Origin of the sequence: Dactylosporangium maewongense (assembly GCF_039531485.1) — a bacterium.
GTDB classification, from domain to species: Bacteria; Actinomycetota; Actinomycetes; order Mycobacteriales; family Micromonosporaceae; genus Dactylosporangium; species Dactylosporangium maewongense.
The window spans coordinates 340,946-363,822 of the sequence record NZ_BAAAQD010000005.1 but is presented as its reverse complement, the minus strand read 5'-3'; the positions used below and the strand labels follow the sequence as shown (position 1 = coordinate 363,822).

Genomic DNA, 22,877 nt, shown 5'->3' with positions numbered 1-22,877 from the left:
CCCCACGATACGTCCCCGCCCGCCGGACATGTGCGCCCCATCACCGTCACTTGGCGGCGCCACCGGGAAGCCGAGCGACAATCGTGGAGTGGAACAGTTGAGCAGGCTCGTCGAAGGCGGTGGCGTGGTCGTCCTCAGCGGCGCCGGGCTGTCGACGGAGTCGGGCATTCCGGACTATCGCGGTCCGAGCGGGCTGCAGCGAAACGCGTCGCCGATGACGTTCCAGACGTTCACCGGCGACCCGGTGGCCCGGCGGCGCTACTGGGCGCGCAGCTACCTGGGCTGGCGCACGATCGCGGAGGCGTCGCCCAACGACGGGCACCGCGCGGTCGCCCGGCTGCAGCGCGGCGGCCTGGTCACGGGGATCGTCACGCAGAACGTCGACGGCCTGCACCAGGCCGGCGGCGCGGATCCGGTCATCGAGCTGCACGGCGGCCTGGACCGGGTGGTCTGCCTCGACTGCGGCGACGTGACCGCCCGCACGACCCTCGACGGGCGGCTGCGCGGCGCGAACCCGGCCTATGCGCAGGCCGGCGGGGACATCAACCCCGACGGCGACGTCGACCTGACCGACGAGCAGGCGGCGGACTTCGTCACGGTCGGCTGCGAGGACTGCGGCGGCATGCTCAAGCCCGACGTCGTGTTCTTCGGCGAGCAGGTGCCGATGCCGCGCGTGGAGGCGGCGTTCGCGCTCGTGGAGCGGGCGGCGGCGCTGCTGGTGCTCGGCTCGTCGCTCACCGTCCTGTCCGGGCGGCGCTTCGTGATCCGGGCCGCGAAGCTGGGCGTGCCGATCGCCATCGTGAACCAGGGGCCGACGAAGAGCGACGACCTGGCAGCTGTACTGGTGGACGCCCCGCTCGGCAAGACCCTGACGCACCTGGCCGGGCTGGCCGCCTGACCCCTCGTACTGACGCCGCGACGACGATCAGGAGGGCGACCACACCGCCGGCCGGCGTTCAGCGCGACCTTGATCCGGGCGATCGGGTGCAACGCCGGACAAAGTCTGCGCGCGGTGCACTGACCCCCGACGGCCGGCGGGCCTTCGGGGGTCGATGTGCGCGTGCGGAGACGGTTATGGGGTGACGGGGGGATCTGACCGGTGTGGCGGGCGCCAGGTCCACACGCCTCCGGCGACGCCGACGGCGCAGATCGCCAGGACGGTGCCCGCGACGCTGGTGGCGGCCAGGCCCACGACGACGCCGAGGACTCCGGCGACGGCGATGGTGACCGCGGTGATGCGACGGGGTGTGACGCGGCGGGTCATCGCCCGGTTGAACCCGTTGACGAACCGCGTGTCATTGCGCAGTGCGGCTTCGATGTCCGCGAGCCGCTGCTGCTCGCTCTCGCTGAGCATGATGCTCAACCTCCTCCGACGGGCCTGCCCGGTGCGCGACGTGTACCCGCTCCGCTCGATGGTCACACACTTCGGCGGGTTTAGGGTCGGTCGATCGGCGCCAGTGAGAAACTCCCAGCCTGCGGGGTTGCTGCCTGAACAGGCAAATGCCCCATTTGTCACTTCTGGCGACCTGCGAGCTGATGTCCGGTGTGCGATTCTCTACGGCGAACACGTCAGGCATCGGGGAGGACGATCGTGGATCCGTCGCAGCAGTGGCAGCACCCGCAGCAGGGGCAGCAGCCGCAGTACCCGCCGCAGCAGTACCCGCAACACACGACGCAGTTCCCGCAGCAGCCTCAGCAGCCGCAGCAGCCGTCGCACCCGCAGCAGCAGCCGCAGTACCCGAACCAGCCGTACTCGGCGCAGCCGTACAACATCGCGCCCAACTCCGCCGCGCCGTACAGCGGACCGCCCGCCAACCCGTATGCGGCGCCCGGTCCGTACGTGACGTCGACGCCGCTGCCCGCCCCGCCGCGGTCGCGCAGCAACCGGCTCGTGCCGATCCTCGCGATCGGCGGGGTCCTGGTCGTCGTGCTGGTGGTCGCGATCGTCGTCGTCGCGCTGAACCAGGACAAGAAGCCCGCGGCCGGGCCCACGGTCGCGGCGTCGGCGTCCCAGTCGGGCCCGGTCGACGCCTGCCTGGTCGGCAAGTGGAACCAGACCAGCTACCAGAAGATCGTCGACCTGGGCGGCACCGACATCGACAAGCGTGAGGGCATCGGCAAGGTCAAGATGACCGGCGGCGGCAAGCAGTGGACGATCAACGCCGACGGCACCGCGGTCGAGGACGACACCAAGACCGTGTACAGCGGCAAGGACGACAAGGGCCGCACGATCAACGCCACGTTCTCCGGCAAGACCGACTGGCAGGTCAAGACGGTCGACCGGAAGATCGAGTTCGCCGGCAAGGAGAGCACGTCGTCGGTCGTCATCTCGGTCGACGGCCGCAAGGCCGGCACGATCAACCTCGAGCCCAACCTCGACCCCGTGACGTACACCTGCGTCTCCGACGTGTGGCGCACGCAGGGCGAGTCCGACGACACGTTCGCCCGCTACGACAAGGTCAAGTGATCTGACACCTGGCTGAAACCCCTCGATTGGCGATGCCCGTCGAGGGGTACAGCGACCAGCATGACCTGGATCGCGCAAGTGTCCGACCGTGCCAGGGCGCGGCTGACGACGGCCCGCCGCACCGGCGTGGTCCCCGAGTTCCGCCGCGAGGTCCCGGACCGCGACGTCCTGGTCGTCGACCAGCGTTCCACAGTGGACGACGGCATCCCGCACGGCGTCCGCGTCGCCGGCGCGTGGGCGTGGCGGATCGTGTTGTTCATCCTCGCGGCGTACCTCCTGCTGCGGCTGATCGGCGCGCTGCGGCTGATGGTGATCCCGGTCGTCGTCGCCCTGCTGCTCGCGGCCCTGCTCGAGCCCGCCGCCGCCGCGCTGCGCAAGCGTGGCGTGCACCGCTCGCTCGCCGCCGGGATCGTGCTCGTCGCCGGGCTCGTCATCGTCTTCGGCGGGCTCGGCGTCATCGTGCAGACGTTCATCGCCCAGTTCGACAGCCTCTCCGAACAGGTCGCCGGGGGCGTCAACGAGATCCGTGACTGGCTCGCCCGCGGCCCGCTGCACGTGTCGAAGGAGCAGGTCGACAGCGCCATGGCCGGGTTCGGCGACCAGCTGAAGACCAACCGGGGCGCGCTCACCTCCGGGGCGCTGACCACCGCCACCACACTCGGCGAGGTCCTCACCGGCTTCTTCGTGGTGCTGTTCACGCTGTTCTTCTTCCTGCGCGACGGCGGGCAGATCTGGGAGTTCCTGTGCCGCCTGCTGCCCCGCCCCGCGCGGCTGCCCGCGGCCCGCGCCGGGCACTACTCGTGGTTCACGCTGGTGTCGTACGTGCGGGCGACGGTCCTCGTCGCGTTCGTCGACGCCGTCGGCATCGGGATCGGGCTGGCGATCCTGCGCATCCCCCTCGCGCTGCCGCTCGCGGCGCTGGTGTTCCTCGGCGCGTTCATCCCCGTCGTCGGCGCGACCCTGTCCGGCGCGGTCGCCGTGCTCGTCGCCCTCGTCACCAAGGACCCGCTGCACGCGCTGCTGGTCCTCGCCATCGTCATCGCCGTGCAGCAGCTCGAAGGGCACGTGCTGCAGCCGCTCATCATGGGCCGGGCCGTCTCCCTGCACCCCCTCGCGGTGATCCTCGCGATCACCACCGGGGTGGTCGCCGCCGGCATCGTCGGTGGGCTCGTCGCGGTGCCGCTGCTGGCGGTCGGCAACACCGCCATCCGGTACCTCGTCGACCATCCCGACGGCGAGCCGACACCGGACAAGGAGCCACCGGGCACCGAGCCCTCCGACGAGTCCGACGGCGGCCCGATCGCGTCCGAGCCGGCCGAGCCCACCCCGCCCCCGCCGGGCGAGGACCTGCCGGACGCGGAAACCTCCGGGAGCACCCGCTCGCGCGAGTAGGGTTGGTCGCGCACCGACCACCCAGGAGGAGCTGACATGCCGCTGACCGGAGAGTACGCACCGGGCGCCGCGGACTGGGCCAACGAGCAGGCCCAGCTGTTCGAGCGGACCAACGGCGCCGAGGGCAACACGCTGCGCGACCGGCCGATCATCCTGCTCACCACGCTCGGCGCCAAGACCGGAAAGATCCGCAAGAACCCGCTGATGCGGATCGAGCACGACGGGGAGTACGCGGTCGTCGCCTCCGCCGGCGGGCAGCCGAAGCACCCCGTCTGGTATCACAACCTCGTCTCGCACCCGCGGGTGGAGCTGCAGGACGGCCCGGTCCGCAAGGACTACACCGCCCGGCTCGTCACCGGCGACGAGCGTGCCGCCTGGTGGAAGCGCGCCAACGAGACCTGGCCCGACTACGACAGCTACCAGACCAAGACCGACCGGGAGATCCCCGTCTTCGTGCTCACCCCCGTGAGCTGACTTGACCGACCCCGCCGCCGGTCCCTCCCGGCAGCATCCGGTGCTGCTCGCGCTGCTGGCCATGCAGCGTCACTCGTGGGAGCAGGGCGTCGCCTCGCACGCCCTGCTCGACCTCGGCCACACGGACCTGGCGCGGCTGCTCGCCCTCGACGCGGTCGTGCACCAGAGTCCCGACGGCCGCCTCGGCACGGTGGGGGAGGAGTCCGGCTCCGTCAACGGCGCCGCCTGCGGCGAGGCCCTCATCGGCCGGCCCGCCCCGGACGACCCGGCGGCGGGCGCGCGGGCGGTGGCGGCGCACCCGGCGCTGGCGGCGCAGCTCGACTGGTTGCTGGCGCGGGCGCCGCGGGCCGCGGACGGCACGCTCTTCCACGTGATCGGCTCCCGGGAGGTGTGGGCCGACACGGTCTACATGGTGGTGCCGCTGCTCGCCGCGGCCGGCCACCCCGGCGAGGCCGTCCGGCAGGTCGCCGGCCATCGTGAGCGCCTGTGCAGCGGCGGCCTGTACGCGGCCCGCTGGGACGAGGACACCGCCGCCCTCACCGGGCCGGAGCACTGGGGCACCGGCAGCGGCTGGGTCGCCGCCGGCATCGCCCGGGCGCTGCGCCACGACCCGTCGCTGGAGCCCGCCCTGGCCGGCCACGCCCGGGAGATCGTCGACGCGTGCCTGGCGCTGCGCCGCCCCGACGGCCTGTTCGGCAACGTCCTGGACGACCCCGCGTCGTTCCCGGAGGCGAACGTCGCGCAGATGCTCGCGTACACCACCTGCACCGGCGTCGCGGACGGCTGGCTCCCGCCGTCCTACGCGGCCGTGGGCCGGTCGCTGATCGCCGCGGTCGCGCCGCTGGTCACCCCGGACGGCCTGGTCACGGGCGTGTGCGGCGCCCCCGTGTTCGACCGCCCCGGCACCTCCGCCGAGGCGCAGTCCTTCTACCTGATGGCTCAGGCCGCGGCGGCCCGCCTTCCCGTCTGACACCCCCGGGCCGGCGGCCCGGTCACCCGTCTGACGGCCCCTCGGCGAGGGCGTCGGTGGCGTGGCGGCCGGCGGTGGTGGCGCGGTCGAGGAACTCGGCGAGCAGCGCCAGCTGAGCCTCGTCGTAGCCGGCGCACAGGTCGTCCATGGCCTCGTTCATCCCCGCGTACAGGCCGAAGATCTCCGCGTTGCGCTCCTTCAGCGCACGGACCCGCACCGCACGGCGGTCGGCGGGGTCGCGTTCGCGGGTGATCCAGCCGGCGCGCTCCAGGCGGTCCAGGACGCCGGTCATCGTCGCCGGGTGCTGGCCGGCGCGGCGGGCGAGGGCACTGGGGCTCATCGGGCCGTGCCGGTTGATCAGGTCGAGACAGTCGAAGTCGGCGTCCTTGACCCCGAGCCGCCCGCCGACCTGGTGGTTCAGCAGCGACAGCTGGATCGACAGCTCCCGCAGCGACTCCTTGATCGCGGTCGTGGAGCGCCGCCGCTGCCGGTTGTCACGCGACTGTGATACGGAACTCATACCATCTCGATCCCGGATCCAAATATTATGAGATCCATACGATATCGGTTGTCGATGACACGATACCCGGGAGGGACCCTCATGATCCTCATTACCGGCGCGACCGGCGCCATCGGCCGGCACCTGCTGCGGACGCTGACCGACGCGGGTGAGCCCGTCCGTGCCGTCACCCGCGGCGCCCCGCTGCCCGGCGCCGACTGCGTCCGCACCGTCCGCGACGGCCTCGCGGGCGCCACCGGACTGTTCCTGCACCCGCGGGTCGCCGGTGAGGACGCGCCGGAGATCCTTGCCGCCGCGCGCGCCGCCGGGGTCCGCAGGGTCGTCGCGCTCACCGCGATGAATGTCGGCGACCCCGAGGAGCAGCAGCCGTCGCGGTACGCCGGCGACCGCAACAAGGAGCTCGACCTCGCCACCCGGGACAGCGGCATGGCCTGGACGTGCCTGCGCCCCGCCGCGTTCGCCGGCAACACCGCCCGCGCGTTCGGGCCGCAGGTCCGGGCGGGCGCGACGGTGCGGTACCCGTTCCGCGCCTTCGAGGAGTCCCTCGTCGACGAGCGCGACATCGCCGAGGTCGCGGCGCGGGCGCTGCGCGACGACACCCTGGCCGGGCGGGTGCTGGAGCTGACGGGCCCGCAGTCGTTGACGCACGGGGAGCAGGTCGCGACCATCGGCGCGGTCCTGCGCCGCCCGCTGACCTTCGAGGAGGTGCCGGCCCAGGTCGCCGCGTGGCGGCTGACGGTCGCCGGCCTGCCGGAGCGGTTCGCCGGGGCGCTCATGGAGCGTTACGAGCGCCACCTCGCCGCCCCGCAGCACCCGCCGACCGGCGTGGTGGACGAGGTGCTCGGCCGCCCCGCGACCCCGTTCGCGACGTGGGTCGCCGACCACGCGGACGCGTTCTGACATGAGCGCCGCATACGTCACGGTCGCCCTGGTCACGGCCACGGCGAACCTGTTCTCCGGCACCTGCGCGGTGCTGCGCTTCAGGCCGATCCTGCCGGGCATGGCGGCCGCGGGCGTGCCGGTGTCGTGGCTGACGTTCCCGATCGGCGTGCTGAAGCTCGCCGGCGCCGCGGGGCTGCTCGCCGGTCTCGCCGGTCCCGCGGTGCTGGGCACCGCCGCGGCCGCGGGCCTCGTGCTGTTCTTCGTCTGCGCCGTGTACACGCACCTGCGGGCCGCCGACCTGTCCGCCCAGTTCGCCCTGGCGATCGGCTTCCTCGCCCTCGCCGCGACGACCCTGGCACTCGACCCGACCCTGCACGTCGGCTAGCACCCTGCGCGTCGGCCGGCCCGGCTGCGTGGTGGCCTGCGCCCTGCGCGTCGGCCTGAGCCCTGCGCGTCGACCGGCCCCGGCCGCGTGGCGGCCCGAGCCTGCGTATCGGCCAGCCCCCGGCCGGGCGGCGACCCGACCCTGCGCCGGGTCAGAGCCGGGGGGTCTGGCGGCCCGAGGCCGCGTGGCGGACAGGGCTCGGCCGCGCGGCGACCCAGGCCGTACATCGGGAGCAGGCGGATGCGGGGCGGCACAAGCCGCGCGTCGGTGAGGGCGCACCCAGCGGAGCGGCGGCGCGCACCGGCGTGCGGCGGGTGTCAGCGGATGCGGCCGCGGCGGGTGGCGAGGAAGGCCTCGATGCGGCGCTGGTTGCGGCCGCCGCTGCTGAGGCCGCGGCGGGCCTTGTTGTAGAGCCAGATGCCTCCGCCGACCACGGCCGCGCCGACGATGAGGTAGAACGCGACGCTCATGAGCACCTTGAACAGCCAGATGGCGAGCGCGCCGACGACGAACAGCCCGACGATGACGGCGGCGGCCGCTGCGAGGAATCGACCCATGCATCCAATGTGCGCCCGCCGGGGCGGTGCGCGCATCGGGGATGTCACCGAATTTATGCGGAGAGGGCGGCGTAGTGGCCGTCGGCCTGGAGGAGGGTGGTGTGGGTGCCGCGCTCGACGACGCGGCCGTGGTCGACGACGAGGATCTGGTCGGCGTCGCGGACGGTGGAGAGGCGGTGGGCGATGGTGATCGTGGTGCGGCCCTCGGCGAGGGTGTCGAAGGCGCGCTGGACGGCGCGCTCGGTCTCGGTGTCCAGGGCGCTGGTGGCCTCGTCGAGCACGAGGATGCGCGGGTCGCGCAGCAGGGTGCGGGCGATCGCGATGCGCTGCTGCTCGCCGCCGGAGAAGCGGTAGCCGCGGGAGCCGACCATGGTGTCGTAGCCGTCGGGGAGGCGGGTGATGAGGTCGTGGATCTGCGCGGCCTTCGCCGCCTCGACGACCTCGAGGTCGGTGGCGCCGGGCTTCGCGTAGCGCAGGTTCTCGCGGATGGTGGTGTGCAGCAGGTACGTCTCCTGGCTGACGACGCCGACGACCGCCGCGAGGTCGGCGAGGCGGACGTCGCGCAGGTCGACGCCGTCGATGGTGATCCGGCCGCCGGTGGGGTCGTGCAGGCGGGCGATGAGCGACGCGATCGTGCTCTTGCCGGAGCCGGTCTCGCCGACGAGGGCGAGGGAGGTGCCGGCGGGCACGTCGAGGCTGACCCCGGCGACGGCGGCGGCGTCGCTGCCCGGGTACGTGAAGGTGACGTCCTCGAAGCGCAGGTGGCCGCGGGTGCTGGCGCGGGGCAGCGGCACCGGGTCGGCGGGGTCGTCGACCTCGACGGGCAGGTCGAGGTACTCGAAGATCCGCGCGAAGAGCGCCAGGCTGCTGGTGATGGAGACGCTGACCCCGAGCAGGCCCATGAGCGGCCGGAAGAGCGCGGACTGCAGCGCGGTGAACGCGACCAGCGTGCCGATGCTCAGCGAGCCGGCGGTCAGCGGCAGGCCGGCGCTGAGGTAGATGACGGCGGGGATCGCCGCGAAGATGATGTTCATGGACGCCATCCGCCAGCGGCCGGCGAGCTCGGAGCGCAGCTCCAGGTCGATGAGCCGGGTCGAGGAGGCGGTGAACCGGTCCACGACGGCGGCGCCGGCGCCCATGGTCTTGCTGAGGCGCACGCCGCTGACGGAGAGGCCTTCCTCGATGGTGACGTTGAGGTCGGCGAGCTCCCGCTGGCGCTGCGCGGTGATGTCGCGGCGCATCCCGGCGACCTTGCGGGTCACGTAGACCGCGGGGGGCAGCACGATGAGGGAGACCAGCGACAGCCGCCACGACAGCGCGGCCATGGCGACCGCGGTGGCGACGGTGGTGGTCAGGTTGGACGCGACCGAGGTCGCGGTCGAGGTGACGACGCTCTGCATGCCGCCGATGTCGTTGGTGATGCGGGACTGCACCTCGCCGGTGCGGGTGCGGGTGAAGAACCCGACGGACTGGCGCTGCAGGTGGGTGAACACGTCGGTGCGTAGCCGGTGCATGACCTGCTGGCCGACCTTGGTCGAGATCCAGGTCTGCACGACGCCGAGCGCGGAGGTGACGGCGGCGACGCCGACCATGCCGGCGACGAGCCAGGCGAGCAGCGTGGTGTCGCGCCGGGGGAGCGCGACGTCGATGACCTCGCGGAGCAGGAACGGGGTCGCCCCGCCGAGCGCGGAGGAGACGACGATGATGGCGACGACCGTGGCGAGGGGGCCGCGGTGTGCGGTGAAGAGGCGGCCGATGCGGGTCAGGGAGACGTTCTTGGCGCGGGCCTTGTCAGCGGTGCTGATCTCGCGCGGCGGCCGGGTCCGGTGCTGGGGTTCCAAGGGGGCTCGCTTTCTTTCGGGTAATGGTGAGGTTACCTCACTATGAGGCAGCAACACCAACCCCTGCTACCGTATTCCCGTGAAAGATGCCGACCGGTCCGGTGACGAGAGTCTCGCCGAGGTGTTCTGGAGCGTGGCCCGCCGCCTGCGGCACATGACGCACGAGACCCTCGAGCCGATCGGGATCACGCCCGGGCAGTCGCGCGCGGTGGCGGTGCTCATGCGGCACGGCGTCATGCGCCTGAGCGAGCTGTCCGACCACCTGCGGATCGCGCCGCGCTCGACCACCGAGGTCGTCGACGGGCTGCAGGAGCGCGGCCTGGTCGAGCGGCGCCCCGACCCGGCGGACCGGCGCGCCACCCTGGTCGCGCTCACCGACGCCGGGCAGGCGACCGCCGAGGCGATCCGCGCCGCCCGGCACGCCGAGGCCGAGCGCTTCTTCGCCGGCCTCGACGCCGAGGACCGCGAGACCCTCGGGCGGATCCTCAGGACGCTGAGGCCCTAGCCAGGAACAGGCTCCGCTCGCGCTCGTTGCGGGTCAGGGCCGCTGCCCGGGCGAACTCGGCCCGGGCCTCCTCGTGGCGGCCGAGGCGTTCGAGCAGGTCGCCGCGGGCCGCCGGCAGGTAGGGGTAGTTCGCCAGGGCGCCGTCGAGCTCGTCGAGCAGGGCCAGCCCCGCCGACGGGCCGGAGGCCATGCCGACCGCGACGGCGAGGTTCAGCCGTACCACGGCGGACGGCGCGACGTGAGCGAGCAGCCGGTACAGGGCGACGATGCGGTCCCAGTCGGTGTCCGCGGGGCGCGGCGCCCTGGCGTGGCAGGCGGCGATCGCGGCCTGCAGCCCGTAGGGCCCGAGCGTGCCGAGGGTCTCCGCCGCCGACAGCGCCGCCAGCCCGCGGCGGATCAGCAGCCGGTCCCACCGCCGCCGGTCCTGGTCCATGAGCAGCACTGGCGAGCCGTCCGCCGCCGTCCGCGCCGGGATCCGGGCGGCCTGCAACTCCATGAGGGCGCACAGCCCGTGCACCTCCGGCTCCGACGGCAGCAGCCCGGCCATGACCCGGCCGAGCCGGATCGCCTCCTCGCACAGCTGCGGGCGGGCCCAGTCGTCGCCGGCGGACGCCGAGTAGCCCTCGTTGAAGATCAGGTAGATCACGCCGAGGGCGGCGGTCAGGCGGGCCGGCAGCTCCGCGGGGGCGGGCAGCTCGAACGCGACGCCGGTGAGGGCCCGCTTGGCCCGCAGGATCCGCTGCGACACGGTCGCCTCGGTGGTCAGGAAGGAGCGGGCGATGGCGGCGGTACTGAGCCCGCCCAGCGTCCGCAGGATCAGCGCCACCTGCGACTCGGTGGTCAGCGCCGGGTGGCAGGCGGTCAGGATGAGGCGGAGCAGGTCGTCGCGCACGTGGTCGTCGACGTCGGGCTCCTCGTCGAGGGTCACGTCGGTGACGCCGATGACGGCGAGCTTGCGGTCGTGGTTGGCGCGGCGGCGCAGCGCGTCGACGGCGCGGTGCTTCGCCGTCGCCATCAGCCACGGGCCGGGGTCGTCGGGCACGCCGCGCACCGGCCACTGCTCCAGGGCGATGACCAGCGCGTCCTGGGCGAGCTCCTCGGCGAGGCCGACGTCGCGCACGATCCTGGCCAGCCCGGCGACGAGCCGGGCCGACTCGATCCGGAAGACCGCCTCGACCGTGTCGCGAACGTCCACGACCGCCGATTATGCGGCAGACGCCGTCGTCAGCGGCGCCATGGGTTCGAGCCGCGGCGTGAATGTGACCGCACGGTTGCGTCCGCGGAGCTTCGCCGCGTACATGGCGACGTCCGCGTGGCGCATCAGGTCGCCGGCCCCGGTGCCGCCCACGGCGATCCCGACGCTCGCCCCGACGGTGACCGTGGCGGCCGGATCGGGGCTGCCGCCGCCCGCCCCGGTGATGACCATGGTGCCGTGGCCGTGGCCGTGGCCGTGGCCGTGGCCGTGGCCGGGCATGTGGCCGGGTATGGGGACGGGGGCGCCGACGGCGGCGATCACGGCCGCCGCCAGGTCCTCGGCGGCGGCCGGCGGGACGAGCAGCGCGAACTCGTCGCCGCCCATCCTCGCCACGACCTCGTCGCCGGCGCATTCGGCGAGCCGCGCCGCGATCGTGGCGAGGACCCGGTCGCCGGCCTCGTGGCCGTGGGTGTCGTTGACGGGCTTGAAGCCGTCGAGGTCCACGTACAGCAGCGCCACCGGCCGGCCCGTCTCCAGCCGCCGCTCCAGGGTGTCCAGCAGCAGCGCCCGGTTGGGCAGGCCGGTCAGCGGGTCGTGGTAGGCGCGGTGGCGCAGGTCGTCGACGAGCTCCGCGAGGCGCCGGTTGAGCAGCCGGTTGTCGCGCAGCGCGAGGACCTGCCGGACCAGGATCAGCACCGTCATCAGGATCATGAGCAGGAACAGCACGCCGTCGACGCGGCCGCCGCGCAGCGCGAGCTCGCCGACGCCCACGCACAGCGCCGCCCCGAACGGCAGGTACGGCAGGTGGTTCCAGGTCCGCTCCTCGGTGACCATGGAGACGGTGCCGTCGATCTCGTCGGCCCGGGGCGCGCCGATCCCGACGATCGCGAAGCCGAGGAACCAGCCGAGGTCGGTGGGGCCGCCGGGCCGGTACGTGCCGGCGAACACCTGCGAGGCGTAGGCGGTGTCGGCGGCGAACACGGTCAGCAGCCCGGCCGCCGCGATCGCCACCGAACGGCGGCGGGGTCCGCGGGTCTCGTACAGCATCAGCAGGGTGATGCTGCCGATGAGCACGTCGCCGAGCGGGTACGTGGCGGCGCTGTACGCGGCCGTCCCGCCGTCGCTCGCCCGGTACAGCGGCCCGAGCGCGACGGCCCAGCTGATGAAGCACAGGCTGGTGGCCATGATGAGCCCGTCGAGGACGGCGCGGACCGAGCCGAGGCGGCGGGTCGCCGCCATCCACGCCGCGCCGGCCGCCATCAGCAGCATCGCCGTGTTGAACGTCGCCGTCGCCAGTTGCGGCGCGTCGGCCAGCCACGCCAGCTGCCCGCCGGACCAGACCATGAACCCGGCGGCGAGCAGCCGCAGCCCGATCCGCATCCGCCCGCGCGCCGGCACCGCCGACTGGAGCCAGCGCAGCCCGACACCGAAGGTCATCACGCACGTCGCCCAGCCGGTGTACGAGGCACCGGGGTGCTGGAGCACGACGACGAGCAGGGCGGCGGTGAGGACGGCGACGACCACGGTCTCACGCGAACGCATGCGCCACACCTCCCGTCGCGTCACCGGTCCGACGCTGTCCTATCGGCGCGGCGGGCCGGAACCGCGCGAAACGTGGCACGGTTCATATCCGTACCATCGACCGGGGTGAGCGGGACGGATGATCCACCTCCCGGACGCACCCGGACGCACCCAGACGCCCAGAACGGTGACGCCGGGACCGGCCGGACGGCTGGCCGCGGACGCCCGGCCGACCCGCGGATCCCGTCCGTTGGGCCGCGTCGCGGCGGCACCCCGGTGTGGGACGCTGCGGCCGTGCAGCGCAACGTCCCGAACTGGCTGGCCCTGCCGGGGGCCCTGGCGTTCGTCGTGTCGCTGGCCAGCTACCTGCAGGTGGCCAGGATCGAGGGCCCGCAGCTGGACGACCGCGACATCGAGGTGTACGTGCAGGCCGGCGCCGCGTTCCGGCACCACGCGCACGTCTACGACCTGGCGTTCACCGCCGGGCACTGGCCGTTCACCTACCCGCCGGTGACGCTGCTCGCCTTCGACGCGCTGTCCCGGCTCGGCAGCGCCCACGCCCTCGTCGCGCTCAACGCGCTGACCGTCGCCTCGCTCGTCGGGGTCTGCCTGCTCAGCCTCCGGATGGCCGGGCTGCGCGGCGGGCCTGGCGTCGCCGGTGCCGCGCTCGCCCTCGCCGCCGGCGCCCTGTGGCTGGAGCCCGTCCAGGCGAACCTCAACGACGGCCAGATCAACATGATCCTGGTGCTGCTCGTCCTCGCCGACTTCGCGCTGCCGGACGGGCACCGGCTGCGGGGTGTGGCCGTCGGGGTGGCGACCGCGGCCAAGCTCGTGCCCGGGATCTTCATCGTGTACCTGCTGGTCACCCGCCGGTTCCGGGCCGCCGCGACGGCGGCCGGGACATTCGCCGCGCTGACGCTGCTCGGCTTCGCCACCGACGGGCGCGACTCGGCCCAGTACTGGTTCACCGGCATGTTCGCCAGCTCCGGCCGGGTCACGCAGGACAGCGCGCTCGGGGGGTCGCTGGACCAGTCGCTGCACACCCTCGCCGAACGCTGGACCGGCTCGACCGCCGTCTACTACGCCCTGGCCGCCGCCGTCGGGGTCCTCGGGTTCGCCGTCGCCCGCACCGCCCACCTCCGCGGCGAGGAGCTGGCCGGCGTCGCCTGCACCGCGCTCACCGGCCTGCTCGTCTCGCCGGTGTCGTGGACGTACCACTACGCCTGGATCGTGCCGGTGCTGGTCGCGACCGCCGCCGTCGTGGCGCAGGTCCCCGCCCGGCTGCGGTGGCTCGCCGCGGGGCTGCCCGGGCTGCTCGCGATGGCCTTCCTCGCCTGGCCGATGCAGGGCCGTGGCGACCGGATCGCCGCCCCGCGCGGCCTGCTGTGGCATCTACCCGACATCGAGGACCCCGCGACCTGGCACGGCGTGCAACGGCTGGTCGGCGACACGTACACCCTGGTCAGCGTCGCTCTGCTGGTCCTCGCCGCGGTGTGGTTGCGGCCGGGGAAAACCGCTGTCGGGGCGCCGGCGGGCGTGGCAGGTTCGACCGTGTGAATCAGCCCAGTCGCGCCCTCTCGGCAGCCTCCGAATACCTGCACCTGAACCGCGCCCAGTGGGACGAGCGGGCCCCCGCCCACGCCGCGTCGCCCGGCTACTCCCGGCAGCGGTTCCTCGACGACCCCGCCTTCCTCAGCGACGTCGTCCGCTTCGACCTGCCGCGGCTCGGCGACATCCGCGGCCTGCGCGCCGTGCACCTGCAGTGCCACATCGGCACCGACACGCTGTCGCTGCACCGCCTCGGCGCGGCGGTCACCGGTCTCGACTTCTCCGGCGCGTCGCTCGCCGAGGCCCGCGCCCTGGCCGCCGCGACCGGGGCGGACGTCGGCTACGTCGAGGCCGACGTGTACGACGCGCCGCGGGTGCTCGAACCGGGCTCCTTCGACCTCGTGTACACCGGCATCGGCGCGCTCTGCTGGCTCCCGGACGTCCGCCGCTGGGCCGGGGTCGTCGCCGCGCTGCTGAAGCCCGGCGGCCGGCTGTTCATCCGCGAGGGCCACCCGATGCTGTGGGCCGTCGACGAGACCCGCCCCGACGGTCTCCTCGCGATCGACCAGGCGTACTTCGAACGGGAGGACCCCCTCGTGTGGGACGAGGACGGCACCTACGTCGAGACCGACACCGTCTTCCAGAGCACGACCACCCACCAGTGGAACCACGGCCTCGGCGAGATCGTCACCGCCGTCATGGACGCCGGCCTGGACCTCACCATGCTGCGGGAGCACGACAGCGCGCCGTGGGACGCCCTGCCCGGCCGCACCACCGCCGACGAGCACGGCGAACACCGCCTCACCGACCGGCCGTGGCGGCTGCCGCAGACGTACACCCTCCAGGCCCGGAAACGGTGACGCTCTAGAATCTGGGCTTCACCAGTCGTCGTTCCCCGGGAGTGCCGCGTGTCCGCTTCGCCGTCGTCCGAGGCCGTTTCCGAGGCTGCCCGCGCCGCCCGGGCCGCCGCGCCGTCACTCGCCGCGGCGCCGGCCAAGACGATCGACGAGGCGCTGCGCGGCATGGCCCGCCGCCTCGGCGGCGGCGCCCGCGAGGCGATCCTCGCCGCCAACCAGGAGGACCAGGCTGCGGCGCGGGCCGGCGGGATGAGCGGCGGGCTGCTGGACCGGCTGAAGCTCGACGAGGCCCGGCTGACCGCGATGGCGGCCCAGCTCGACATCCTCGCCGGGGTCGAGGCCGAGCCGGCACAGCGCACCATCCGCACCCTCGACGGCGGCCTGGTCCTGCAGGAGTGGCGCCGGCCCGTCGGGGTCATCGGCGCAAACTACGAGGCCCGTCCCAACGTGACCGTCGACGTCGCGTCGCAGCTGGTCAAGTCGCAGAACGCGGGGGTGCTGCGGACCGGCTCCGCGGCCCTCGCGTCCGCGGTCGCGCTCATGGACGCCGTCGTCGCGCCCGCCCTCGCCGAGGCCGGCCTCGACCCCGCCGCCGTGCAGCTGGTGCGGGCGAAGGGCCGCGACAGCGCCGAGGCGCTCGTGTCGCAGCCCGGCCTCATCCCGCTCGTCATCCTCCGGGGCAGCGGCGACAGCACCCGCAGCCTCGCCGAGCGCGCCGCCCTGCACGGCGTGCGCACCCTCGCCCACGCCGACGGCGGCGGCGTCCTCTACCTCGACGAGGCCGCCGACCCGGCCAAGGCGGCCGCGCTCATCGACGCGGGCCTCGACCGGCTCGGCGTGTGCAACCGGCTCAACCTGCTGCTGGTCCACCAGGCGATCTGGGACGCGACCGTCCCCGGCGTCGTCGACGCGCTCGCCGCCCGCACCCCGGCGATCGCCGCGTCGCTGCCGCCGCACAGCCACGCCCTCGGCTACGAGTGGGCCCTCGACTCCGCCGGCGAGGCGACCGTCACGATCGCCCCGGTCTCCGGCGTCCAGGAGGCGGCCCGCATCGCCAACGACGAGACGTCCGGGCTGGCGGCGGGGATCGTCACCGAGTCCACCGCCGCCGCACGGGAGTTCCTCGCCGCCTACGCCGGCACCGGCGCCTTCTGGAACGCGACCACCCGCCTCCTCGACGGGTTCAAGCTCCTCGCGCTGCCGGAGACGGGCATCAACATCGACCGGGTGCCGGGGCCGCGCGGTCCGGTGACCTTCCGCGACCTGTCGCTGCGCCAGTACGTGGTCGTGCCCGCCGACCGGGCGGGCGACGTCAGCGCCTGAGCCTCAGGATGTGGCGGCGGTGATCGTCGCGACCTCGGCCGGGGTCAGCGCGACCGACGCCGCCGCCACGTTCGACTCCAGGTGCGCCACCGACCCCGTCCCCGGGATCGGCAGCATCGCCGGCGACCGGGCGAGCAGCCACGTGAGCACGAGCTGCCGGGTCGTGATGCCGTACCGCGCGGCGATCTCCTCCACCGCCGTCACCCCGTCGAGGTTCTGGATCGGCGCCCACGGCAGGAACACGATGCTCTCCTGCTCGCACAGGTCGACCAGCGACTCGGAGCCGCGGTCGTCGACGTTGTAGCGGTTCTGGATCGAGACGACGGGGGTCAGCCGCTGCGCGACCCGCAGCTGCTCCTCCGTCACGTTCGACAGGCCGATGTGGCGGATCTTGCCGGCGTCCTTGAGCTCGACCAGCGCGCCGACCGAGTCCTCGAACGGCACATTCGGGTCCGGCCGGTGGAACTGGTACAGCGGGATCTGCTCCAGCCGGAGCTTCCGGAGGCTCCCTTCGAGCGCGCGGCGCAGGTGCGCGGGGTCCCCGTTCGACGTCCACTCGCCGGGCCCCGGCCGCTCCAGGCCGCCCTTCGTGGCGATCACGAGGTCGTCGGCGTAGGGGTGCAGCGCCTCCGCGATCAGCTCCTCGCTCACGTCGGGCCCGTAGGAGTCGGCGGTGTCGATGAAGTTGACGCCGAGCTCCACGGCGCGGCGCAGCACCGCCACCGCGTCGGCTCGGCTCGGCGGGTCGCCCCAGATGCCGGTGCCGGTGACGCGCATGGCGCCGAAGCCGAGCCGGTTGACGGTCAGGTCACCGCCGAGGTCGATGGTCCCGGCCGCCGCCGCGGCGTGCACGCTGGTCTGCTCTGACATGCGGATGGCTCTCCTCAGAACGGTATGGCAGGCAACCGTCCAAACGTAGCGCTGTGGCGAAGTACGGCTGGATTAGCGCGGAGAGGTATGGGTAAGGTGACCCTCCTCACGCCAACCGCCTGGGAGTCACGCCGACCGCTGGGAGTGATGTCATGAACGCACAGGACCCGACCGGGGTGGATCCCGACAGCCCCGAGGGCCAGGCCAGGGCGGCCGCGCGGCGCGAGTACGAACAGGCGCAGAGCCGCGCCGTGCACGAGCAGCGCGGTGGGCGCATCGACGACGGCGCGGTCGACTCGACCGGCCAGCTGGTCCGCGAGCCGCGCCGGGCGACTCAGCTCGACGAGGACATCTGAGCCAGGCGGGTCTCGCGCTTCACCGCGTACATGCGGGCGTCGGCGCGCCGCAGCAGCGCTTCCGCGGCCCGCGGGTCGCCGTCGACGACGCCGACGCTCGCCCGCACCAGCAGCCGGTGGCCCTGCACGGGCACCGGCACGTCCAGCAGGTCCAGGAACCTGCGGGCGACGGCCTCGGCGGCCCGCGCGCCGGAGCCCGGCAGCAGCACCGCGAACTCGTCGCCGCCGATGCGGGCCGCCGTCCCGCCGGCCGGCACGCTGGCGGCGAGCCGCTCCGCGACCGCCACGAGCACCGCGTCCCCGGCGTGGTGGCCGTGGGTGTCGTTGATCATCTTGAAGTCGTCGAGGTCGACGAGGAGCACCGCCGCGACCGTGTGGCCGGCTGTGTTGCCGGCCGTGTTGTCGGGGGAGGGCGCCGCCGCGGCGGCGAGCCGCGCGTCGAACAGCGCCCGGTTCGCCAGGCCCGTCAGTCCGTCGTGGGTCGCCTGGTGCCGCAGCTCGTCCTGCAGCAGCCGGGCCTGCGTGGCGTCGCGGGCGTTGCTGACGTAGCCGCCGACGCTCGGCAGGTGCAGCAGGTTGCGGCTCACGACGTCCAGCCACCGCCACGAGCCGTCGGCGTGCGCGTACCGCACCTGGTAGCTCACCGACGCGTTCGGGGCGGCCCGCAGCGTGTCCATCGCCGCCGCGAACGCCGGCAGGTCGTCGGGGTGCACGTGCGACATGACGGTCGTGCCGAGCACCGCCGCGGGTGACTTGCCCAGCAGGCGCTCCGTCGCCGGGGTCACGTAGGTGAGCGCGCCGGTGGCGTCGACGACCGAGGTGATGTCGGTCGAGTGGGCCAGCAGCGACCGGAAGCGTTCCTGCTGCGCGCCGAGCTCCGCGAGCAGCGCCGCGTTCTCCCGGAACGCCAGCAGCTGCCGGGTCACGACCAGGACGGTGGTCGCGGCGAGACCGCCGAGCAGCAGCCACACGTCGGGGCCGAGCCCGTCGCGCAGCACGACCGGCAGCGCCGCGAAGAGCCCGGCGAGGGTCGTGTACGGCAGCAGGCTGTAGGGCCGCCGGGTCCGCTGCGTAGACCGCTGGTCCAGCCGCACCGAGTGCTCCTGTAGCCGCGGCGCGACGGCGAGCAGCAGCGCCGGCAGCACCTGCGCGGCCAGCAGCAGCCGCAGGTGCCGGCCGTCGGCGGTGACGAGCGATCCGACGAACCCCTGGATCACGGCCGCGGCCACCATCGGCGCCGCCGCCAGCACGCTCAGCGGCGCGTTGCCGCTGAGCACCAGCTTCACCGCCGCGAACCCGGCGAACGCGGTGATCACGGTGCCGAGCAGCAGCGCGACCGGGGAGCCGCCGGCCTGCGGCAGGAGCAGCAGCCAGATGAGCACCACGGCGCCGATCATCACCGACCCGGCGTCCAGCCAGAACCGCGGCGTCGTCAGGGGCGCCGGGTGGCTGAGCATGACCCAGATGAGCCAGCCGGCACCGGCGAGGATCGCCACGGCCTGGAACGAGTTCGGCACCGCCGCCGCCGGCCCCGGGTGCGTCCACGCGACGACGGTCTGGCTGAGGTCGCCGGCGACGAAGAACACCGCGGCGTTCGCCGCCTGCCGCCAGAACCGGCGCGCGTCCCCCGACAGTTGCGGCAGCGCCGCGACCCGCCGCGCGAACACCCAGATCAGCAGGTCGGACACCGGCAGCACGGTCCAGAACAGCCGGACCCCGCCGGCGCCGGTCAGCAGGCAGCCGACGACGACCACCGCGGCCGCGGCGATCGCGAGCAGGGCACGGTCGCGCCGCAGGTGCCCGATCACGGGGTCAGCGCCGGATTGAGGCGCAGGAACGCGGCCTCGACGTGCGCGACCGGCCCCGGCTTGGCGAAGTGGTAGCCCTGCGCGAGCCGGCAGCCGAGGTCGTGCAGCAGCCGCGCCTGCTCCTGGGTCTCGATGCCCTCCGCGATCGCGGGCAGCTGCCGGCTGGTGCCCAGCTGCAGCACCGCGCGGGTGAACGCGTGGTCGCCGCCCGCGGCGTCGGCGGGGTCCGCCGGCACGAACGACCGGTCGATCTTCAGGATGTCGACGGGCAGCTGGGTGAGGTACGACAGCGACGAGTACCCGGTGCCGAAGTCGTCGATCGCGACCCGGATCCCGTGCTCGCGCAGCCCGTCGAGGGCGGCGAGCAGCGGCGCCGCGTCGTCGGCGACCCCGACGAACACCGACTCGGTGATCTCCAGGACGAGCGCGGACGCCGGCAGCCCGGTCCGGGCGAGGGTCCGCAGCACCTGCTCGGCGAAGCCGGGCTCGGCGAGCTGCCGCACCGACACGTTCACCGTCAGCGACGCGCCGTGCCGGTCGTGCCACGCCTTCGCGTCCCGGCACGCCTGGTCCAGGACCCACGCGCCGATCGGCACGATCATCCCGGTCTCCTCGGCGACGGGGATGAAGTCCAGCGGCGGCACCGGCCCGCCCGCCGGCGTCCAGCGCAGCAGCGCCTCGACCGCCACGATCCGCGCCGACGGCAGCTCCACCACCGGCTGGTAGTGCACGGCCAGCTCGCCGCGGTCGATCGCGTGCCGCAGCCCGGCGCTGATGCGGGTGAACGTCTCGCGGGCCGTGCGCAGCTCCGGCCGGTACACGCTGACCCGGTCCCGCCCGGAGCGCTTCGCCGCCCGCAGCGCCAGCTCGGCGTCGGCGACCGCGTCGCGGGGCGCGGCCTTCGCCGCGAGGTGCACCAGCCCGAGGCTCGCCGTCAGGTGCACCGTCCGCCCGCCGACGGTGAGCGGCGCCTTGAGCTCCGCCCGCAGGTGCTCGGCGAGGTGCGCGGCCCGCAGCTGCTCGACGTCCTCGACGAACAGCGCGAACTCGTCGCCGCCGAGCCGCGCGAGCGTGTCCGAGGGCGCGGCGAGCTGCCGCAGGAGGGCGGTGACCGCGACGAGGACCTCGTCGCCGAAGGCGTGCCCGTGCGCGTCGTTGACGTCGGTGAACCGGTCCAGGTCCAGCAGGATCAGCGCGTGCCGGCCCTGCTCGGCCCGGGTCAGCGCCCACTCCATCCGCTGGGTCAGCAGCGCACGGTTGGCCAGGCCGGTCGTCGGGTCGTGCAGGGCGCCGTGCCGCAGCTGGTGCTCCAGCGCCTCGCGCTCCACCAGCGCGTCGGACAGCTCCCGCCCGCGCCGCTCCAGCTCGCCCGCGTGCGCGTCGAGCTCGCCGGAGCGCCGCTGCGCGACCCTGGCCAGGCCGCCGAGGCGCAGCACCAGCAGCAGCGACAGGGCGGCGGACAGCAGCGCCGGCACGTACAGGTGGTCGTTGCCGGCGGTGCCCCGCTGCACGACGAACGCGACCGGCCCGATCACCGCGGCGCCGGCGAACATGAGGATCCGGGGGTGGGAGGCCACCTCGGCGTCCACCTGCGGCCGCCGCTCCTGCGTCTGCCGCTCCTGCGGTTGCTTTTCCGGCCGGTGCCGCGGCAGGGCGGCGAGGCCCAGCGCCAGGTACGACAGCAGCCACAGCACGTTGTCCAGCAGCGCCACCGACCGGGTCGCGCCGGTCGCGGCGTGCGCGAAGAAGATGAAGTTCGCCGCCAGCAGCAGGCCCAGGGCCAGCAGCACGAGCCGGTTCGCCGGGTCGCGCATCGCGCCGGCGAACAGCACCCGCACCCCGGCCGCGAACAGCACCAGGTCGCACACCGGGTACAGCAGCGCCAGCGTCGTCGCGCCCGGCCCGCCCGGGTCGGCGTGGTGCAGGTACGGGTGCAGCAGCATCATCCAGTCGACGAGCGCCAGCCCGGCCGCGATGATCGACGCGTCCAGCAGGGCGGTGCGGGCCCGCCCGCCCGCCGCGCGGATCAGGCCGGCGATCAGCAGGCCGTAGGACGCCAGGTAGCCGATGTCGTTCCAGGACGGGAACGGGACCGTGCCCTTGCTCAGCCCTTCGGCGCCCCATGCCAGGTCGGCGCCGAGCCGGACCGCGAACCCGGCCGCGACCAGCCGCCACGGCCCGCGTGCCCGGGCGCGCTCCCGCCACATGCGCGCGAGCAGGGGCGACGCGCACACGAGCGCGGTGAGCAGCCAGATCACCCGCCCGAGCCGGCCGTCGGTCACCGCCGATGCGGCGATCCCGGCCGCACCGGCGGTGAGCAGCACCCATCTCGTCGTGTGCACGCGCGCCTCCGCTCGGTGATCGGGTTACGTCGAGTGCACCCGCGGGTGGTTGCGGCGCGGTTGCCCAGGTCGTTGCCGTGTGGTTCCGCGGTGAAGCGGGCATGGAATACACATGCGGTGCTTGAGCGGGCGGTACCACCTCGGCGCGAAACTCGGCGAGGGCGGCATGGCGAGTGTCTGGCGGGCGCACGACGACGTCCTCGACCGGGACGTTGCGGTCAAGCTGCTCACCCCCGAGCACGCCGCCGACCCCGAGGCGTTCGACCGCGCCCGCAACGAGGCCCGCTCCGGCGCCCGCTTCGCCCACCCCAACGTGGTGGCCGTCTACGACTTCGGCACGTCCCGCCGCGGCGGCCGGGGCACCGCGTACCTGGTGATGGAGCTCGTCGAGGGCCCGCTGCTCGTCGACGCGATGCGCGCCGGCCCCCTCGACTGGCAGGTCGCGGTCAGGATCTGCGCCGAGGTCGGCGCGGGCCTCGCCGCCGCGCACGGCCACGGCATCGTCCATCGCGACGTGAAGCCGGCGAACGTCGTGCTGACCCCCGCGGGCGCGAAGATCCTCGACTTCGGGGTCGCCGCCCCCGTCGGCCACCCGTCGGAGCGGATCGTGTTCGGCACCCCCGCGTACCTGGCCCCGGAGCGCCTCGACACCGGGCCCGCCAGCCCCGCCACCGACGTCTACGCCCTCGGTGTCCTGCTCTACCAGTGCCTGACCGGCCGCATCCCGTGGCCGGCCAGCACCGACGAGCAGGTCCTGCGCGCCCACCGGTTCACCCCGCCGGAGGCGCTGCCGCCGATCCCGGGCCTGCCCCCGGAGATCGCCGAGCTGTGCACGTCATGCCTGTCGAAGGTCCCCGAGTGCCGGCCGACGGCGGTCGCCCTCGCCCTGATCCTGGCCGCCGCCGTCGACGTGTCGGTCCACGTCCCGCCGGTCCTGACGCACCGGCCGCGCCCGCTGCCCCACGCGCTGGACGCCCCGACGCTCGCAACCGATGTCATCGGATGAATCTCGAAAGGCCAGCCCTTGTGTTTCGTGGCTTGCGCCTGATACACATCAAACCTCC

22 protein-coding genes are annotated in these 22,877 nt (G+C 74.0%); 13 read left to right on the top strand and 9 right to left on the bottom strand.

Features of this window, described 5'->3' with window-relative positions; genetic code table 11:
• The first annotated feature begins 28 nt into the window (after window positions 1-28).
• Window positions 29-898: an NAD-dependent protein deacetylase gene (locus tag ABD332_RS15960; protein WP_425552218.1), complete on the top strand. Its 870-nt coding sequence runs from the start codon at window positions 29-31 to the stop codon at window positions 896-898.
• A 174-nt stretch (window positions 899-1,072) separates the two neighbouring features.
• Here ABD332_RS15960 and ABD332_RS15955 read toward each other — a convergent pair whose 3' ends face one another.
• Window positions 1,073-1,354 carry a DUF3040 domain-containing protein gene (locus ABD332_RS15955; RefSeq protein WP_344502679.1) on the bottom strand — a complete coding sequence of 94 codons (282 nt, stop codon included), beginning with the start codon at window positions 1,352-1,354 and terminating at the stop codon, window positions 1,073-1,075.
• 237 nt (window positions 1,355-1,591) lie between these two features.
• On the opposite strand from ABD332_RS15955, the gene ABD332_RS15950 reads away from it, so the two are divergent.
• From ABD332_RS15950 to ABD332_RS15935, 4 genes are read left to right on the top strand one after another with little or no spacing between them, the layout of a single operon-like run.
• Complete coding sequence (locus tag ABD332_RS15950; protein ID WP_344502677.1) at window positions 1,592-2,467, top strand: hypothetical protein; 876 nt, start codon at window positions 1,592-1,594, stop codon at window positions 2,465-2,467.
• Between the two features lie 60 nt (window positions 2,468-2,527).
• Window positions 2,528-3,859 (top strand): AI-2E family transporter, encoded by a 1,332-nt coding sequence (locus ABD332_RS15945; RefSeq protein WP_344502676.1) that lies wholly within the window; start codon window positions 2,528-2,530, stop codon window positions 3,857-3,859.
• Between the two features lie 36 nt (window positions 3,860-3,895).
• A complete protein-coding gene (locus ABD332_RS15940) occupies window positions 3,896-4,333 on the top strand; it encodes a nitroreductase family deazaflavin-dependent oxidoreductase (RefSeq protein WP_344502675.1) in 438 nt (145 codons plus the stop codon).
• A 1-nt stretch (window position 4,334) separates the two neighbouring features.
• The gene (locus ABD332_RS15935) at window positions 4,335-5,303 is read left to right on the top strand and encodes a glycoside hydrolase family 88 protein (protein WP_344502674.1); all 969 of its coding nucleotides are present in this window, start codon (window positions 4,335-4,337) and stop codon (window positions 5,301-5,303) included.
• A 22-nt stretch (window positions 5,304-5,325) separates the two neighbouring features.
• Here ABD332_RS15935 and ABD332_RS15930 read toward each other — a convergent pair whose 3' ends face one another.
• Window positions 5,326-5,823 (bottom strand): MarR family transcriptional regulator, encoded by a 498-nt coding sequence (locus ABD332_RS15930; protein ID WP_344502673.1) that lies wholly within the window; start codon window positions 5,821-5,823, stop codon window positions 5,326-5,328.
• Between the two features lie 81 nt (window positions 5,824-5,904).
• Here ABD332_RS15930 and ABD332_RS15925 point away from each other — a divergent pair, with 81 nt between their 5' ends.
• Both ABD332_RS15925 and ABD332_RS15920 read left to right on the top strand, forming a co-directional pair.
• The gene (locus tag ABD332_RS15925) at window positions 5,905-6,723 is read left to right on the top strand and encodes an NAD(P)H-binding protein (protein ID WP_344502672.1); all 819 of its coding nucleotides are present in this window, start codon (window positions 5,905-5,907) and stop codon (window positions 6,721-6,723) included.
• A 1-nt stretch (window position 6,724) separates the two neighbouring features.
• Window positions 6,725-7,090, top strand: a complete 366-nt coding sequence (locus tag ABD332_RS15920; protein WP_344502671.1) for a DoxX family protein — start codon at window positions 6,725-6,727, stop codon at window positions 7,088-7,090.
• 317 nt (window positions 7,091-7,407) lie between these two features.
• On the opposite strand, the gene ABD332_RS15915 is transcribed toward ABD332_RS15920, so the two are convergent.
• A complete protein-coding gene (locus ABD332_RS15915) occupies window positions 7,408-7,647 on the bottom strand; it encodes a hypothetical protein (protein ID WP_344502670.1) in 240 nt (79 codons plus the stop codon).
• 53 nt (window positions 7,648-7,700) lie between these two features.
• On the bottom strand, window positions 7,701-9,488 hold the full coding sequence (locus ABD332_RS15910) for an ABC transporter ATP-binding protein (protein WP_344502669.1): 1,788 nt from the start codon (window positions 9,486-9,488) through the stop codon (window positions 7,701-7,703).
• 154 nt (window positions 9,489-9,642) lie between these two features.
• Here ABD332_RS15910 and ABD332_RS15905 point away from each other — a divergent pair, with 154 nt between their 5' ends.
• Window positions 9,643-9,993 carry a MarR family winged helix-turn-helix transcriptional regulator gene (locus ABD332_RS15905; RefSeq protein WP_344502806.1) on the top strand — a complete coding sequence of 117 codons (351 nt, stop codon included), beginning with the start codon at window positions 9,643-9,645 and terminating at the stop codon, window positions 9,991-9,993.
• On the opposite strand, the gene ABD332_RS15900 is transcribed toward ABD332_RS15905, so the two are convergent.
• The gene (locus ABD332_RS15900; protein ID WP_344502668.1) at window positions 9,974-11,188 is read right to left on the bottom strand and encodes an RNA polymerase sigma factor; all 1,215 of its coding nucleotides are present in this window, start codon (window positions 11,186-11,188) and stop codon (window positions 9,974-9,976) included. The genes ABD332_RS15905 and ABD332_RS15900 overlap by 20 nt on opposite strands.
• Window positions 11,189-11,197: 9 nt before the next feature.
• Window positions 11,198-12,730, bottom strand: a complete 1,533-nt coding sequence (locus ABD332_RS15895; protein ID WP_344502667.1) for a diguanylate cyclase domain-containing protein — start codon at window positions 12,728-12,730, stop codon at window positions 11,198-11,200.
• Between the two features lie 273 nt (window positions 12,731-13,003).
• On the opposite strand from ABD332_RS15895, the gene ABD332_RS15890 reads away from it, so the two are divergent.
• Genes ABD332_RS15890 through ABD332_RS15880 form a run of 3 tightly spaced genes read left to right on the top strand, consistent with a single transcriptional unit; the run spans window position 13,004 to window position 16,437 of the window.
• Window positions 13,004-14,266 carry a glycosyltransferase 87 family protein gene (locus ABD332_RS15890; RefSeq protein ID WP_344502666.1) on the top strand — a complete coding sequence of 421 codons (1,263 nt, stop codon included), beginning with the start codon at window positions 13,004-13,006 and terminating at the stop codon, window positions 14,264-14,266.
• On the top strand, window positions 14,263-15,117 hold the full coding sequence (locus ABD332_RS15885; RefSeq protein WP_344502664.1) for a class I SAM-dependent methyltransferase: 855 nt from the start codon (window positions 14,263-14,265) through the stop codon (window positions 15,115-15,117). The genes ABD332_RS15890 and ABD332_RS15885 overlap by 4 nt, the downstream gene beginning before the upstream one ends.
• A 48-nt stretch (window positions 15,118-15,165) precedes the next feature.
• A complete protein-coding gene (locus ABD332_RS15880; protein ID WP_344502663.1) occupies window positions 15,166-16,437 on the top strand; it encodes an aldehyde dehydrogenase family protein in 1,272 nt (423 codons plus the stop codon).
• 3 nt (window positions 16,438-16,440) lie between these two features.
• Here ABD332_RS15880 and ABD332_RS15875 read toward each other — a convergent pair whose 3' ends face one another.
• Window positions 16,441-17,307 (bottom strand): aldo/keto reductase, encoded by an 867-nt coding sequence (locus tag ABD332_RS15875; RefSeq protein ID WP_344502662.1) that lies wholly within the window; start codon window positions 17,305-17,307, stop codon window positions 16,441-16,443.
• A gap of 152 nt (window positions 17,308-17,459) precedes the next feature.
• On the opposite strand from ABD332_RS15875, the gene ABD332_RS15870 reads away from it, so the two are divergent.
• Window positions 17,460-17,663 (top strand): hypothetical protein, encoded by a 204-nt coding sequence (locus ABD332_RS15870; protein ID WP_344502661.1) that lies wholly within the window; start codon window positions 17,460-17,462, stop codon window positions 17,661-17,663.
• Here ABD332_RS15870 and ABD332_RS15865 read toward each other — a convergent pair.
• Window positions 17,642-19,471 carry a diguanylate cyclase domain-containing protein gene (locus tag ABD332_RS15865; protein ID WP_344502660.1) on the bottom strand — a complete coding sequence of 610 codons (1,830 nt, stop codon included), beginning with the start codon at window positions 19,469-19,471 and terminating at the stop codon, window positions 17,642-17,644. The two genes, ABD332_RS15870 and ABD332_RS15865, sit on opposite strands and share 22 nt — an antisense overlap.
• The gene (locus tag ABD332_RS15860; protein ID WP_344502659.1) at window positions 19,468-21,813 is read right to left on the bottom strand and encodes a putative bifunctional diguanylate cyclase/phosphodiesterase; all 2,346 of its coding nucleotides are present in this window, start codon (window positions 21,811-21,813) and stop codon (window positions 19,468-19,470) included. The genes ABD332_RS15865 and ABD332_RS15860 overlap by 4 nt, the downstream gene beginning before the upstream one ends.
• 112 nt (window positions 21,814-21,925) lie before the next feature.
• Between ABD332_RS15860 and ABD332_RS15855 the strand changes: the two genes are divergently transcribed.
• Window positions 21,926-22,819, top strand: a complete 894-nt coding sequence (locus tag ABD332_RS15855; RefSeq protein ID WP_344502658.1) for a serine/threonine-protein kinase — start codon at window positions 21,926-21,928, stop codon at window positions 22,817-22,819.
• The last annotated feature ends 58 nt before the right edge of the window (window positions 22,820-22,877 follow it).

What these genes read in the sequence shown, in the direction of transcription:
- ABD332_RS15905 (WP_344502806.1), top strand. Translation starts at nt 9,643, where the DNA reads ATGACGCACGAGACCCTCGAGCCGATCGGGATCACGCCCGGGCAGTCG.
- ABD332_RS15895 (WP_344502667.1), bottom strand. Translation starts at nt 12,730, where the DNA reads ATGCGTTCGCGTGAGACCGTGGTCGTCGCCGTCCTCACCGCCGCCCTG.
- ABD332_RS15920 (WP_344502671.1), top strand. Translation starts at nt 6,725, where the DNA reads ATGAGCGCCGCATACGTCACGGTCGCCCTGGTCACGGCCACGGCGAAC.
- ABD332_RS15960 (WP_425552218.1), top strand. Translation starts at nt 29, where the DNA reads ATGTGCGCCCCATCACCGTCACTTGGCGGCGCCACCGGGAAGCCGAGC.
- ABD332_RS15925 (WP_344502672.1), top strand. Translation starts at nt 5,905, where the DNA reads ATGATCCTCATTACCGGCGCGACCGGCGCCATCGGCCGGCACCTGCTG.
- ABD332_RS15870 (WP_344502661.1), top strand. Translation starts at nt 17,460, where the DNA reads ATGAACGCACAGGACCCGACCGGGGTGGATCCCGACAGCCCCGAGGGC.
- ABD332_RS15855 (WP_344502658.1), top strand. Translation starts at nt 21,926, where the DNA reads ATGCGGTGCTTGAGCGGGCGGTACCACCTCGGCGCGAAACTCGGCGAG.
- ABD332_RS15955 (WP_344502679.1), bottom strand. Translation starts at nt 1,354, where the DNA reads ATGCTCAGCGAGAGCGAGCAGCAGCGGCTCGCGGACATCGAAGCCGCA.
- ABD332_RS15940 (WP_344502675.1), top strand. Translation starts at nt 3,896, where the DNA reads ATGCCGCTGACCGGAGAGTACGCACCGGGCGCCGCGGACTGGGCCAAC.
- ABD332_RS15930 (WP_344502673.1), bottom strand. Translation starts at nt 5,823, where the DNA reads ATGAGTTCCGTATCACAGTCGCGTGACAACCGGCAGCGGCGGCGCTCC.
- ABD332_RS15875 (WP_344502662.1), bottom strand. Translation starts at nt 17,307, where the DNA reads ATGTCAGAGCAGACCAGCGTGCACGCCGCGGCGGCGGCCGGGACCATC.
- ABD332_RS15945 (WP_344502676.1), top strand. Translation starts at nt 2,528, where the DNA reads ATGACCTGGATCGCGCAAGTGTCCGACCGTGCCAGGGCGCGGCTGACG.
- ABD332_RS15915 (WP_344502670.1), bottom strand. Translation starts at nt 7,647, where the DNA reads ATGGGTCGATTCCTCGCAGCGGCCGCCGCCGTCATCGTCGGGCTGTTC.